Raw genomic sequence first — 16,007 nt, forward strand, 5'->3', positions numbered from 1 at the left:
GTGCAGGAAGAGCAGCAGGACAAGGTTGCCGACTACCTGAGGCGAGTCACGGTCGAGTTGCGCCGGACTCGTGAACGCGTCCTCGAGCTGGAGCAGAAGCACAGCGAGCCCATCGCGATCGTGGGCATGTCGTGCCGCTTCCCCGGCGGGGTGGTCACTCCCGAGCAGCTGTGGGACGTCGTGTCCTCCGAACGCGACGTGGTCTCGCCGTTCCCCTCGGACCGCGGCTGGGACCTGTCGGCATTGCGCGCGGGTGCTTCGCTGGCTTCCGAGGGCGGCTTCCTTTCCGACCTGGCTTCGTTCGACGCCGACTTCTTCGGCATCTCGCCGCGCGAGGCCCTGGGCATGGACCCGCAGCAGCGCATGATGCTGGAGCTCACCTGGGAGGCCCTGGAGCGTTCGGGCCTCGACCCTTCGGCTCTGCGCGGCTCGCCGACCGGCGTCTTCGTCGGCACGAACGGCCAGGACTACGCGGACCTGGTGTCGGTGGACGGCGACGGGCACGCCTCCACCGGCCTCATCGCGTCCGTGCTCTCCGGCCGTCTCTCCTACACGTTCGGCTTCGAAGGTCCCGCGGTCTCCGTCGACACGGCCTGCTCTTCCTCCTCCGTCGCCATGCACCTGGCCATGCAGGCGCTGCGTTCGGGCGAATGCTCTCTCGCTCTGGCCGGCGGCGTCACGATCATGGCCACGCCGCACGCGTTCGTGGAGTTCACACTGCAGCGCGGTCTGGCCGCCGACGGCCGCTGCAAGGCCTTCTCCGACTCCGCCGACGGTGTCGGCTGGTCCGAGGGCGCGGGCATGCTCGTCCTCGAACGCCTCTCCGACGCGGTCGCGAACGGCCACCACGTCCTGGGCCTGCTGCGCGGCTCTGCCGTCAACCAGGACGGCGCCTCGAACGGCCTGACCGCCCCGAACGGCCCGTCGCAGCAACGCGTGATCCGCGCGGCCCTGGCGTCGGCGGGTCTGTCCCCTTCGGACGTCGACGCCGTCGAAGCCCACGGCACCGGCACCACTCTGGGCGACCCGATCGAAGCCGCGGCGCTGATCGCGACCTACGGCCAGGACCGCTCGGTTCCCCTGTACATCGGCTCGATCAAGTCGAACATCGGGCACACGCAGGCAGCGGCGGGCGTGGCCTCGGTGATCAAGGCCGTGCAGGCGATGCGGCACGGCGTCCTGCCGCGCACCCTGCACGTCACGGAGCCGTCCTCCCACGTCGACTGGTCCGCGGGTGCCGTCTCCCTGCTGACCTCCGCCACGCCGTGGCCCGCGGTGGACCGGCCGCGGCGGATCGGCATCTCGTCGTTCGGCGTCTCCGGCACCAACTCGCACCTGATCGTGGAGGCCCCGGCTCCGGCCAGCCGGAATCTGTCAGGCCCGGAATCAGCAGACCCGGAATTGTCAGACCTGCCTGAGATGATTGGGATGGGGGGTGTTTCCCCCCAAGGAGCCGGCCAATCGGGATCGATTCCGAGCATGCCGTCGCCGGACTCGGCCATGCCCATACCGTGGCCGGTGTCGGCCAAGTCGGAGAAGGCGCTGGACGGCCAGATCGCCCGGCTGGCGGACGTGAGCGGCGACCCGAAGGACATCGGCTACTCGCTCTCGTTGCGCGCGCAGTTCGACCATCGCGCCGTGCTCCTCGATGGCGCCGAGATCGCGCGCGGCACCGCCACGGAGAAACCGCTCGCGATGCTGTTCACCGGCCAGGGCTCGCAGCACCTCGGCATGGGCCGCGAACTCTACGAGGCGTTCCCGGCGTTCCGCGAGGCGTTCGACGAGGTCGCCCAGCACCTGGACGTCCGACCAACCATGTGGGGCGACGACCCCGAAGCGCTGAACCAGACCGGCGCCGCGCAGCCCGCGATCTTCGCACTGCAGGTCGCCCTCCACCGTCTCCTGAAGGAGTTCGGCGTCAAGGCCGACCACGTCGCGGGCCACTCGATCGGCGAGATCGCCGCGGCCCACATCGCGGGCGTGTTCAGCCTCGAAGACGCCGCCAAGCTCGTCCGCGAACGCGCCCGCCTCATGCAGGCACTGCCGCGGAACGGCGTGATGATCGCGCTGCAAGCCACCGAAGCCGAAGTCACCCCGCACCTGACCTCCGGCGTGTCGATCGCCGCGATCAACGGGCCGAGCAGCGTCGTCATCGCGGGCGTCGAAGAGGAAGCCCGAGCCGTCATCGCGAGGTTCGACGGCCGCAAGACCAAACAGCTCCCGGTGAGCCACGCCTTCCACTCGCCGCTGATGGACCCGATGCTCGACGACTTCCGTGCGGCCATCGCGGACCTGACCTTCACCGCCCCCACCATTCCCGGCCTGGGCGACGTCGCGAACGCCGAGTACTGGGTCCGCCACGTCCGCGACACCGTCCGCTTCCACGACACCGTGACCGGCCTGGGTGACAAGCGGTTCCTGGAGATCGGCCCCGACGGCGTGCTGTCCGCGCTGGTCGACGGTGGCATCCCGACGCTGCGCAAGGACCGCCCCGAACCCACCGCCTTCCTCACCGCACTCGCCCGACTGCACGTCGAAGGCACCGCCGTCGACTGGACGCCGTTCCACGAGGGCGGCCACCGGATCGACCTGCCGACGTACGCGTTCCAGCGCCAGCGTTTCTGGCCGTCGACCGTGAAGAACGCCGACGCGTCCGGCCTCGGCCTCACCGCCGTCGGTCACCCGCTGCTCGGCGCGGCGGTCGAGCTCGCCGACGGCCAGGGCGTCCTGTTCACCAGCAGACTGTCCAGCGCCACCCAGCCGTGGCTCGCGGACCACGTCGTCGGCGGCCGGACCCTGTTCCCCGGCACGGCTTTCGTCGAACTCGCGTTGCGCGCGGCCGACGAGCTCGGCCTGAACCGCCTCGACGAACTGACGCTGTCGGCACCGCTGGTCCTCAACGATCCGGTGCAGCTCCAGGTCGCGGTGGGCGCGCCCGACGACACCGGACGCCGTTCCATCGCCGTGTACTCACGCCTCGACCCCGACACCCCGTGGCTCGAGCACTGCACCGGCTACCTCGCGTCCGGCCCCCTTCACCCCGAACCCGACACCGCCTGGCCGCCCGCCGGTGCGGAACCGGTTGCGCTGGAAGGATTCTACGACCATCTCGCGGACAACGGTTTCACGTACGGACCGGCGTTCCAGGGCCTGAACGCGGCCTGGAAACTCGGCGACGACATCTACGCCGAGGTCGCCGTCGCCGAGGAGACGGACCGCTACGGCCTGCACCCCGCACTGCTCGACGCCGCCCTGCACGCCGCCGACCTCAGCACGTCCGATGGTGGCATGCCCTTTGCGTGGCAAGGTGTCTCTTTCCACGCCACTGGCGCTTCCGCACTGCGCGTGCGCATCCGCCCCCAAGGGGAGTCGTTCGCGGTCACCGCCACCGATCCCAGCGGCACACCTGTCATCTCCGTCGACTCGCTCGTCACACGCCCGATCTCCACCGACTCGGGCATCACGCGCGAGGCGTTGTTCCACGTGGACTGGACGCCCGTCGCACTGCCCGCAGAGACCGCCGAAGCCGAGGTGGAGCACGTCGTCTCCACCGGCTCGCCGATCGAGTCCGCGCACGCCCTGACCGCGCAGGTCTTGGAGCGCCTCCAACAGTGGATCGCCGACGAACGTCAAGATCGGCTCGCGTTCGTCACCCGTCCCGGCGACCTGGGTGCCGCGGCCGTGTGGGGCCTTGTCCGGTCGGCGCAGACCGAGCACCCCGGCCGGTTCGTGCTGGTCGAGTCCGACGGCGACGTCCCGGCGGAGGTCTTCGCGCTGGACGAGCCGCAGATCCGCCTGCGCGACGGCCAAGCCCTCGTGCCGCGCCTGGCCCGTCTGGCCCCGGCCACCGGATCCTCCTGGCAGGGCAGGGTTCTCATCACCGGCGGCACCGGCGGCCTCGGTCTCGTGATCGCCCGCCACCTCGTCGCCGCGCACGGCGTTCGCGACCTCCTGCTCGTCTCACGCCGCGGTGAGGCCGACGTCACTGAGCTGGAAGCGTTGGGCGCCGACGTGATCGTCGAGGCGTGCGACGCCGCCGACCGCGCGGCACTGGAATCGTTGTTGTCGCGCCACGAGGTCCGCGCCGTCGTGCACACCGCGGGCGTCCTCGACGACGGCATCGTCGAGTCCCTGACGCCCGACCGCGTGGACACGGTGCTGCGCCCCAAGGTCGACGCCGCCTGGCACCTGCACGAGCTGACCGCGGGCCTCGACGCGTTCGTGGTGTTCTCCTCGGTCGCAGGCACGATCGGCACCGCGGGCCAAGCCAACTACGCCGCCGCCAACGCGTTCCTCGACGCCCTGATGGAACACCGCCGCGCGAACGGCCTTCCCGGCACGTCCCTCGCGTGGGGCCCGTGGATCGCGGGCATGTTGTCCGGCGCCGACGCGGAACGCATGGCACGCACCGGAATCCCCGGCATCACCGTCGAGCAGGGCGTCGAGCTCTTCGACGCGGCCGCCGGCACAGGCAACGCCGTCCCGGTCCGCCTCGACCTGCCCGTGCTACGCGCCCGCGGCGACATCCCGCCGATGCTGCGCGGCCTGATCAAGACCCGCCCGCGCCGCGTGGCCGCCGACACCTCGCTGACGAACCGCCTCGCGCGCCTCGACGAGAACGGTCGCCTGGAAGCGTTGCTGGACCTCGTGCGCGGCCAGGTCGCCACCGTCCTCGGCCACGCGGGCACCGACGAGATCGACCCCGGCCGCGCGTTCCAGTCCCTCGGCTTCGACTCGCTGACCGCCGTGGAACTGCGCAACCAGCTCACCACCGTCACGGGCCTGCGCCTGCCCGCGACCCTGATCTTCGACTACCCGAACGCGGGTGTCCTGGCGGGCTACCTCCGCGACGAACTCTTCGGTTCGGACAAGGCGATTCCGTCCACCGAGGTGCGCTCCGCGGTCTCCGACGACCCGATCGTGATCGTCGGCATGGCCTGCCGCTATCCCGGAGGCGTGTCGTCGCCGGAAGACCTGTGGCGCCTGGTCGTCGACGGCGTCGACGCCGTGACGGACTTCCCGGTCAACCGCGGCTGGGACGTCGACGCGCTCTACCACCCGGACCCCGACCACGTCGGCACCTCCTACACCCGCTCGGGCGGCTTCCTGCACGACGCCCCGCTGTTCGACCCGGCGTTCTTCGGCATGTCCCCGCGCGAAGCCCTCTCCACCGACTCGCAGCAGCGCCTCCTGCTGGAAACCGCCTGGGAGTCCCTGGAACGCGCCGGCGTCGACCCGGTCTCGTTGCGCGGCAGCGACACCGGCGTGTTCGCCGGCGTCATGTACACCGACTACTCGGTGGTGATCAGCGGCAGCGAGTTCGAGGGCTACCAGAGCATGGGCAGTGCCGGCACGTTCGCGTCCGGCCGCGTCTCCTACACCTTCGGCTTCGAAGGCCCTGCCGTCACCGTCGACACGGCGTGTTCGTCCTCTTTGGTCGCTCTGCACCTGGCGGCCCAAGCTCTGCGCAACGGCGAATGCTCCCTGGCCCTGGCCGGCGGCGTGACGGTGATGTCGACGCCGTCCACGTTCGTCGAGTTCTCCCGCCAGCGCGGCCTTTCCGCCGACGGCCGCTGCAAGTCCTTCGCCGATGCCGCCGACGGCGTGGGCTGGTCCGAGGGCGTGGGCCTGCTGGTCCTGGAACGCCAGTCCGACGCCCTGCGCAACGGCCACCAGATCCTGGCCGTTGTCCGCGGCTCCGCGATCAACCAGGACGGCGCCTCCAACGGCCTCACCGCCCCGAACGGTCCCTCCCAGCAACGCGTGATCCGCTCGGCCCTCGCCTCCGCGGGCCTGGCGGCGTCCGATGTGGACGTCGTCGAGGCCCACGGCACCGGCACCACGCTGGGCGATCCGATCGAGGCCCAGGCCCTGCTGGCCACCTACGGCCAGGACCGCTCGACCCCGCTGCTGCTCGGCTCCATCAAGTCGAACATCGGCCACTCGCAGGCCGCCGCGGGCGTGGCAGGCGTGATCAAGATGGTCCACGCGATGCGCCACGGCCTGGTCCCCGCGACCCTGCACGTGGACGAACCCTCCACCCACGTGGACTGGGACGCCGGCGACGTCACCCTCGTCACCTCCACCACCGCCTGGCCTTCGGTCTTCCGTCCGCGCCGCGCCGGCATCTCCTCCTTCGGCGTCTCGGGCACCAACGCCCACGTGATCCTCGAGGCCCCGGAATTGTCAGACCTCCCTGAGATGATGGGGATGGGGACCTCGGTCTCCCCCGGAGGGGGCGAGCCGGAATCGATCCAGGCCGGTGTGCCGTGGCTGGTGTCGGCGAAGTCGGCCGCGTCGCTGGACGCGCAGGTCGACCGGGTGCTGGCGGTGGACGGCGACCCGCGCGACATCGGGTACTCACTCGCGTTGAAGACGGTGTTCGACCACCGGGCCGTGGTGCTCGACGGGCAGGTCGTCGCCAAGGGCATGGTGAGCGGGAAGCCGCTCGGCTACGTCTTCTCCGGACAGGGGTCGCAGCGGCTCGGCATGGGGCGGGAGCTGTACGAGGCGTTCCCGGTGTTCGCACGCGCGTTGGACGAGGTGCTGGCGCACCTCGACGTTCGTGACGTCATGTGGGGCGACGACGCCGAGGCGCTGAACCAGACCGGGAACGCGCAACCCGCCATCTTCGCGATCCAGGTCGCGCTGTTCCGTTTGCTCGAGTCGTTCGGCGTGCGGCCCGTAAAGGTCGCCGGGCACTCCATCGGCGAGATCGCTGCCGCTCACGTCGCCGGGGTGCTGACGCTTGAGGATGCCTGTCGGCTCGTTGGCGCGCGGGCGTCGTTGATGCAGGCGTTGCCCGCGGGCGGCGCGATGGTGTCGGTCGTCGCGTCCGAAGAAGAGGTGCGCCCGCATCTGACCGATGGCGTGTCCATCGCTGCGGTCAACGGGCCTCGGTCTGTGGTGATCGCCGGTGTCGAAGAAGAAGTGCTCGCGGTCGCCGCGAGGTGGAAGAACAAGCGCTTGAAGGTGTCGCACGCGTTCCACTCGCCGTTGATGGAGCCGATGCTCGACGACTTCCGCGCGGCGATCGCGGACATCGAGTTCCGCGAGCCGGTTGTCGGAATGTCAACATCCGGACGAGTGGACACCGTCGACTACTGGGTCAACCACGTGCGTGACGTCGTGCGTTTCCACGACAACGTCGCTCGGCTGGGTGACATGACGCTGGTCGAGGTCGGGCCTGACGCGCAGTTGACGGCGATGGTTGACGGGTTGATTCCGACGTTGACGCGCGTCAAGTCTGATGTTGAATCAATGTTGACTGCACTCAGTCAAGTACACGTTGACGGAATCAATGTTGACTGGACGCAGCTGTACACCGGCGGTCGACGGGTCGACGTGCCCACCTACGCGTTCGACCACCAGTCGTTCTGGCCGGAGAACATCGGGAAGTCGGACGTGCGGTCGGCAGGGCTGGGCGCGGTGGAGCACCCGTTGCTCGGCGCCGCGGTCGAGCTGGCCGGGGGAGCGGGCTACCTGTTCACCGCGCGGCTGTCGCGCCGGTCGTGGCTCGCCGACCACACCATCCACGGCGCGGTGCTCGTCCCCGGCGCGGCGCTCGTCGAGCTGGCGTTGCGGGCGGCGGACGAGGTCGGGCTCGACCGCGTCGAGGAGCTGACGCTCGCGGCGCCGCTCGTGCTCCCGCAGACCGGTGGCGTCCAGGTTCAGGTGATCGTCGGAGTCGACGAGAACGGCCGTCGGTCGATCTCCGTCTACTCCCGGCCTGAGACGGCTGTCGACGAGCCGTGGACGGAGCACGCCACGGGTGTGCTCGGGTCCGGGGGGAGTGTCGCCGAGATCGGTGAGTGGCCGCCTCGCGCGGAGGCGATCGATGTCACGGACGCCTACGAGCGGTTCGCGGAGAACGGGTTCGAGTACGGGCCTGCGTTCCAGGGGCTGCGGGCGGCGTGGCGGGACGGCGACACCGTGTTCGCCGAGGTCGCGCTGCCGGAAGGCGTGGCCGCGAGCGGGTTCGGACTGCACCCCGCGCTTCTCGACTCGGCGCTGCACGCGGCGTTGCTCGCCGACGAAGGAGCCGGGTTGCCGTTCTCGTGGGAAGGCGTGTCGCTGCACGCGACCGGTGCGACGGCGTTGCGCGTGAAGCTGGCCCGCGGCGGCAGCAGCATCGCGATCGCCTTGGCGGACACCACTGGGGCTCCGGTCGCGTCGGTGGACGCGTTGATGGTGCGCGAGGTGTCCGCCGAGCAGCTCACGACGGTGGATCTCGATTCGCTGTTCCAGCTCGACTGGGTCGAGGTCGAGGTGCCCGCCGAACCGGCGGCGGACGTCGTGGTGGAGCACGTCGTCGCAGATGGCGAGGTAGTTGAGGCGACGCATGCCCTTGTCGCGCAGGCGTTGGAGCGGCTGCAGGAGTGGATCGCCGACGAACGGCCCGAGAAGCTGGTGTTCGTCACCGGCATGGGGTGCCTGGCGGGCGCGGCGGTGCGTGGTCTGGTGCGGTCGGCGCAGACCGAGCACCCCGGCCGGTTCGGCATCATCGACACCGACTCGGGCGTGCTCGTGCCGCGGGCGTTGGGCATCGACGAGCCCGAGCTGATCATTCGTGACGGCGTGGTGAAGGCCGCGCGGCTCGCGCGGGCGACCGCCGTGCGCCGCGAGGTCACGTGGCAGGGGCCGGTGCTGATCACCGGCGGCACCGGCGGACTGGGTGGCGTCATCGCGAAACACCTCGTCACGCAAGGTGTCGAAGAGCTGGTGCTGGTCAGCAGGCGCGGCGAGAAACCGGAGTGGGCCGACGAGCTGGACGCGCGCGTCACCGTCGCCAAGTGCGATGTCGCGAACCGCGAAGCCGTGCGGAAGCTGCTGAAGAAGCATCCCGTGAAGTCGGTCGTGCACGCCGCCGGTGTGCTGGACGACGGTGTGATCGAGTCGCTTGCTCCGGAGCGTCTCGCGACCGTGTTGCGGCCCAAGGTCGACGCCGCGTGGAACCTGCACGAGCTGTTGCCCGAAGCGAGGATCGTGCTGTTCTCGTCCGTCGCCGGCACGCTCGGCAGCGCGGGCCAGGGCAACTACGCGGCCGCCAACGCGTTCCTCGACGCGCTCGCCCGGCTTCGGCCGAACACCGTGTCGCTGGCCTGGGGCGCCTGGGGAGGCGGCATGGCCGGGCGACTGTCCGAAGTGGACGTCGAACGCATGCGCCGCGCCGGCCTGCCCCCGATCTCGGTGGAGCAGGGCGTCGAGCTGTTCGACGCGGCCGTCGCGCACGGCGGTGCCGCGCTCGCACCGTTCCGGCTCGACCTCGCGGTGCTGCGCGCGAAGGGCGAGGTGCCGCCGGTGCTGCGTGGCCTGGTGCGGACGCGCTCGAAGCGTTCCGCGGCGGGCTCCGACACCGCGGTCACGCTCGTCTCGCGGCTTTCGGCGTTGCCGGAGGCTGATCGGCTGGAGGCGTTGCTCGACGTCGTGCGCACCGAGGTCGCGGGCGTACTCGGCCACGCCGGCGCGCACGCGGTCGACCCGGCGCAGCAGTTCCGCGACCTCGGCTTCGACTCACTGACCGCCGTCGAACTGCGCAACCGCCTCACCGCCGCCACGGGCATCCGCCTGCCCGCGACGTTGATCTTCGACTATCCGACCTCCGGCGCACTGGCCTCCTACCTGCGCGACGAGCTGCTCGGCGGTGTTGCGGCGACACCGAACCTGCCCGCACCCGTGTCCACTCCGGACGACCCGGTCGTGATCGTCGGCATGGCCTGCCGCTATCCCGGTGGCGTCACGACGCCGGAAGAGCTGTGGCAGCTCGTGATCGACGAGGTCGACGCCGTCACCGGGTTCCCGGCCGATCGCGGCTGGGACCTGGAAGGCCTCTACCACCCGGATCCCGACCACATCGGCACCTCGTACACGCGGTGCGGTGGCTTCCTGCACGACGCGGCCGAGTTCGATCCGTCGTTCTTCGGCATGTCGCCGCGAGAGGCGCTGGCGACCGACACCCAGCAGCGCCTGCTGCTCGAAACCGCCTGGGAGGCCCTGGAACGCGCCGGGATCGACCCGACGTCGTTGCGGGGCAGCGCGACCGGTGTGTTCACCGGCCTGATGTACAACGACTACCAGTCCGTCGTCGGTGGCGGCGACATGGAAGGACACCAGGGCCAGGGCAGCGCGGGCAGCGTCGCGTCGGGCCGCGTGTCCTACGTCTTCGGTTTCGAAGGTCCCGCGGTCACCGTCGACACGGCGTGCTCGTCGTCGCTCGTCGCGATGCACTGGGCGATCCAGTCGCTGCGGTCGGGGGAGTGCTCGCTCGCTCTCGCCGGCGGTGCGACGGTGATGTCGACGCCGTCGACGTTCGTCGAGTTCTCCCGGCAGCGCGGTATCTCCGAGGACGGCCGGTCGAAAGCGTTCTCCGACTCCGCCGACGGGGTGGGCTGGGCCGAGGGCATCGGCCAGGTCGTGCTGGAACGCCAGTCCGACGCGCTGCGCAACGGCCACCGCATCCTCGCGGTGATCCGTGGTTCCGCGGTCAACCAGGACGGCGCCTCGAACGGCCTCACCGCACCGAACGGCCCCTCGCAGCAACGAGTCATCCGCGCGGCGCTGGCCTCGGCGGGCCTCGCAGCGTCCGATGTGGACGCTGTCGAGGCGCATGGCACCGGCACCCCGCTCGGCGACCCGATCGAAGCACAGGCCCTGCTCGCGACCTACGGCCAGGACCGCGCCGAACCCCTGCTGCTGGGGTCGGTCAAGTCGAACATCGGCCACTCGCAGGCCGCCGCGGGTGTCGCATCAGTGATCAAGATGGTGCAGGCGCTGCAGCACGGCGTCCTGCCGCGCTCCCTGCACATCACCGAGCCGTCGTCGCACGTCGACTGGGAGGCGGGCTCCGTCGAGCTGCTGACCTCAACGCGGTCGTGGCCTTCGGTGGACCGCCCGCGCCGCGCCGGTGTCTCGTCGTTCGGCGTCTCGGGCACCAACGCCCACGTGATCCTCGAAGCCGCGACCAAGTCCCCGACCCAGGCGGGATCAGGCCAGGCCGGTGATGTGCCGTGGCTGGTGTCGGCGAAGTCGGCCGAGGCGCTGGCGGCCCAGGTCGACCGGGTCAGGGCGGTGGAGGCCGACGCGGTGGACGTCGGGTTCACGCTGGCGGCGCGGGCGACGTTCGACCACCGGGCGGTGATCATCGGCGACGACGTGGTCACCGGCCGGGTCGCGACCGCGGGCAAGACCGTGTTCGTGTTCCCCGGCCAGGGTTCGCAGTGGGCCGGCATGGGGCGCGAGCTGCTGGCGGGCAACGAGGTGTTCGCGCGCCGGATCGCGGAGTGTGATGCGGCGCTGCGGCCCTTCGTCGGCTGGTCGCTGATCGATGTGCTCAGGGATGAGCAACCGCTGGAGCAGGTCGACGTCGTGCAGCCCGTGCTATGGGCGGTCATGGTGTCGTTGGCCGAGGTATGGCGCTCTTACGGGGTTGAGCCGCAGGCCGTTGTCGGGCACTCGCAGGGTGAGATCGCGGCGGCGGCGGTGGCCGGGGCGTTGAGCCTGGCGGACGCGGCGCGTGTGGTGGCGTTGCGGTCGCAGGCCGTCGACGAGGCGTTGTCGCGGCGGGGTGGCATGTTGTCGGTGCCGTTGCCGGTGGACGAGGTCCGGCCGTTGATCGCCCGGTATGAGGACCGCGTGGCGGTGGCCGCGGTGAACGGGCCGCGTGCGACGGTGGTCGCGGGTGAGGTCGAGGCGCTCGCGGAGATCGTGGCCGCCTGCCTCGAACAGGACGTGCGGGCGCGCATGATCGCGGTGGACTACGCCTCGCACACACCGCAGGTCGAGGCGATTCGGGAACGGGTGCTGGCAGACCTCGCGGACATCGAGCCGCGCACGAGCGCGATTCCGTTGTACTCCACGGTGACCGGCGAACCGATCGACACGGCGATCATGGACGCCACCTACTGGTACACGAACCTGCGGCAGACGGTCGAGTTCCAGAAGGCCACGAGTGCGTTGCTGCGGGACGGGTTCCGGTTCTTCGTCGAGCCGAGCGCGCACCCGGTCTTGACGTTCGGCGTTGAGCAAACCGTCGAGGACATCGACGCTGTGGTGCTCGGGACGTTGCGGCGCAACGAAGGCGGTCCCGGGCAGCTGGTCAGGGCGTTGGCGCAGGCGCACGTCAACGGCCTGGAAGTCGCGTGGGACGAGTTCTTCCGCGGCGGGCAGCTGGTCGATCTGCCGACGTATGCGTTCCAGCGGCAACGGTTCTGGCCGGCCGGGGCGAACGACCCGTTGCTCGGCTCACCGGTGAGTGTCGCGGGCAGCGAGGACGTGCTGTTCACGTCGACGTTGTCGACGCGTTCTCATCCGTGGCTCGCGGATCACGCGGTCGGCGGCACGATCCTGATGCCTGGCACGGCGTTCGTCGAACTGGCGATCAGGGCCGGGGACGAGGTCGCGTGCGAGACGCTCGACGAGCTCACGATTTCGGCACCGCTCGTGCTCGACGGGCCGGTGCAGCTGCAGGTCGTGGTGCGGGGCGAGGACGCGAACGGGCGCCGCGCGATCACGATCTACTCGCGCACCCATGACGACGCGCCGTGGACCGAGCACGCTTCCGGCACGCTGTCGACAGGCAGCGCTGCCAGCGACTTCGACGCGACGACCTGGCCGCCGAACGCGGAAAGGGTTGACGTCGAAGGGGCTTACGAGCGGTTCGCGGACATGGGCTTCGAGTACGGGCCCGCGTTCCAGGGACTGCGCGCGGTGTGGCGTGACGGCGACGACGTCTACGCCGAAGTCGCGACGACTGAGAACACCGCGGGCTTCGGGCTGCACCCGGCGTTGCTCGACTCGGCACTGCACGCCGCGCTGCTCGCCAAGGACGGCGCAGGACTGCCGTTCTCGTGGGAAGGCGTGTCGCTGCACGCCACCGGAGCGACGCGGCTGCGGGTCCGGCTGCGCTCCCGCGGTGACGCGATGGAGATCGCGGTCGCCGACACGACCGGACAGCCGGTCGCCACGATCGAGTCGCTCGTCGTGCGGCCCACGTCGCTGCCTCAGAACGAGATCGACCGCGACTCGCTGTTCCGGGTCGAGTGGACGCCGGCCGCGTTGCCTGCTGAGGCAGCGGAGAACGTGGTCGTCGAGCACGTCGTCGGCGACGGCAACGTCATCGAGGCGACGCGGGCGCTGACGTCCCGTGTGCTCGCCAAGCTCCAGGAGTGGATCTCCACCGAACGCCCCGAGCGGCTCGCTTTCGTGACGAGGGAAGGGGATCTCGCCGGTCAGGCGGTGTGGGGCCTGGTGCGGTCGGCGCAGACCGAGCACCCCGGCCGGTTCGTGCTGGCCGACATCGACGACGACGCCCTTCTGGCACAAGCACTCGCCACCGACGAACCACAGGTGCGACTCCGGCGGGGCCAGCTGTTCGCGCCACGGCTGCAGCGCGTTGCGGGAACCCAGGAGATCACGTGGGAAAGCCCGGTGCTGATCACCGGCGGCGGCGGGCTCGGTGGTGTGATCGCGCAGCACCTCGTCGCCGAGCACGGGGTCACCGAGGTCATCCTGGCCAGCCGCAGCGGCCGCAAGCCCGACTGGGAGGTCGACGCGACCGTCAAGGTCGTCAAGTGCGATGTCAGTGACCGCAAGGCGTTGCAGCGCCTGCTGAAGAAGCACCCCGTGAAGTCGGTCGTGCACACCGCGGGCGTGCTGGACGACGGCGTGATCGAGTCGCTGACGCCCGAGCAGCTCGACACCGTGCTGCGGCCCAAGGTCGACGCCGCGTGGCACCTGCACGAGTTGTTGCCGGAAGCCAGGATCGTGCTGTTCTCGTCCGCCGCGGGCATCCTCGGCGGTGCGGGACAGGGCAACTACGCCGCGGCCAACGCGTTCCTCGACGCGCTCGCCCAGCACCGGCCGAACACCGTGTCGCTCGCCTGGGGCACCTGGGAAGCCACGGTCGGCCTGACCGGTTCGCTGACCGACGCGGACAGGGAACGCCTGGTGCGCGCCGGAATGCCGCCGATCACGCCCTCGCAGGGCACCGCGTTGTTCGACGCGGCGGTCGCGTCCGGCGAAGCGGTGCTGCTGCCCGCTCGCCTCGACCTCGCGACGCTACGGGCCCAGGGCGACGTGCCTCCGTTGCTGCGCGGGCTGATCCGGACTCGCACGCGGCGCACGGTGGCCGGTTCCGACGCGGCGACCGGCCTGGCCGCGAAGCTGCGGCCGATGGGTGACGCCGAACGTCTCGACGCGTTGCTCGACCTGATCCGCACGCAGGTGAGCGCGGTGCTGGCGTTGGAGAGCTTCGACGCCGGGCGCGCGTTCCGCGACCTCGGCTTCGACTCGCTCACCGCCGTCGACCTGCGCAACCGTCTCACCGCCGTCACCGGGCTGCGGTTGCCCGCGACCCTCGTGTTCGACTACCCGACCGCCGCGGTGCTGGCGGCGTTCCTGCGTGACGAGCTGTTCGGGGCGGACGGCGGCGATGCCGTTGCCACGCGGGCAGTCTCGGACGACGACCCGATCGTCGTCGTGGGCATGGCGTGCCGGTTCCCCGGTGGTGTGACGACACCAGAAGAACTGTGGCAGCTGGTGCTGGACGGCACGGACGCGATCTCCGAGTTCCCGTCCGACCGCGGCTGGGACCTCGACGCGTTGTTCTCCGGCGACGACATCGGCACCTCGGCGACGCGGCTCGGCGGCTTCCTGCACGACGCGGGCGACTTCGACCCGGCGTTCTTCGGGATGTCGCCACGGGAAGCGCTCGCGACCGACTCGCAGCAGCGCCTGCTGCTGGAGACCGCGTGGGAGGCGTTCGAACGCGCCGGGATCGACCCGATCTCGTTGCGGGGCAGCGACACCGGCGTGTTCGCCGGCGTCATGTACAACGACTACGCGCAGCTGCTCGGCGGCGAGTTCGAGGGCCACCACGGAACCGGGTCGTCGCCGTCGGTCGCGTCGGGACGAGTGTCCTACGTGCTCGGTCTGGAAGGCCCGGCCGTCACGATCGACACGGCCTGCTCGTCGTCGCTCGTGGCGATGCACCTCGCCGTGCAGTCGCTGCGGACGGGAGAGTCGTCGCTGGCACTCGCCGGTGGTGTCGCGGTGATGTCGACGCCAGCGACGTTCGTCGAGATCTCGCGACAGCGCGGTGTGTCCGCGGACGGGCGGTGCAAGGCGTTCTCCGAAGGCGCGGACGGCACCGGTTTCTCCGAAGGCGTCGGTCTGCTCGTGCTGGAACGGCAGTCGGACGCCGTGCGTCACGGCCACAACATTCTCGCGATCGTGAAGGGCACCGCCGTCAACCAGGACGGCGCCTCCAACGGCCTGACCGCGCCCAACGGCCCGTCGCAGCAACGCGTGATCCGCGCCGCCCTGGCCGCGGCGGGACTCGCTCCGTCCGATGTGGACGCCGTGGAGGCGCACGGCACGGGCACCTCGCTGGGCGACCCGATCGAGGCGCAGGCGCTGCTCGCGGTCTACGGGCAGGACCGCGAGGAGCCGCTCTACCTGGGGTCGATCAAGTCGAACATCGGCCACACGCAGTCCGCCGCCGGTGTCGCCGGCGTCATCAAGATGATCATGGCGTTGCGCCACGGCGTGCTGCCGCAGACCTTGCACGTCTCCGCGCCCTCCTCGCACATCGAGTGGGACGCGGGCTCCGTCGAGCTGCTCACCTCGTCACGTGAGTGGCCGTCCGTCTCCCGTGCGCGCCGTGCCGGTGTCTCGTCGTTCGGCATCAGCGGCACCAACGCCCACGTGATTCTCGAGGCTCCGGAATTGTCGGACCTGCCTGAGATGATGGGGATGGGGACCTCGGTCTCCCCCGGAGGGGGCCCAAGCGGGATCGATCCAGCCGGGGTCGGCCCAGCAGGGAACGGCCCAGCAGGGAACGGCCCAGCAGGGAACGGCCCAGCAGGGATCGGCACAGCAGGACCGGTGCCGTTGGTGGTGTCGGCGAAGTCGCCCGCGTCGCTGCGGGCCCAGGTCGAGCGGATCAAGGCCCTCGTCGACGGCGGGCACGACCCGGTGGACGTCGGCTTCTCACTGGCCGCACGCAGCAG

1 protein-coding gene (running past one end of the window) is annotated in these 16,007 nt (G+C 70.7%); it reads left to right on the forward strand.

Annotated features, from left to right (window positions below):
* On the forward strand, nucleotides 1-16,007 hold the 5' portion of the coding sequence (locus JOD27_RS44460) for a type I polyketide synthase (RefSeq protein WP_307829830.1). Its footprint extends 11,446 nt past the window's final position; 16,007 of the gene's 27,453 nt are visible here — the first part of the coding sequence; the start codon lies at nucleotides 1-3; its stop codon lies off the right edge, out of view.

Origin of the sequence: Lentzea nigeriaca, from assembly GCF_016907955.1 — a bacterium.
Classification (GTDB): domain Bacteria; phylum Actinomycetota; class Actinomycetes; order Mycobacteriales; family Pseudonocardiaceae; genus Lentzea; species Lentzea nigeriaca.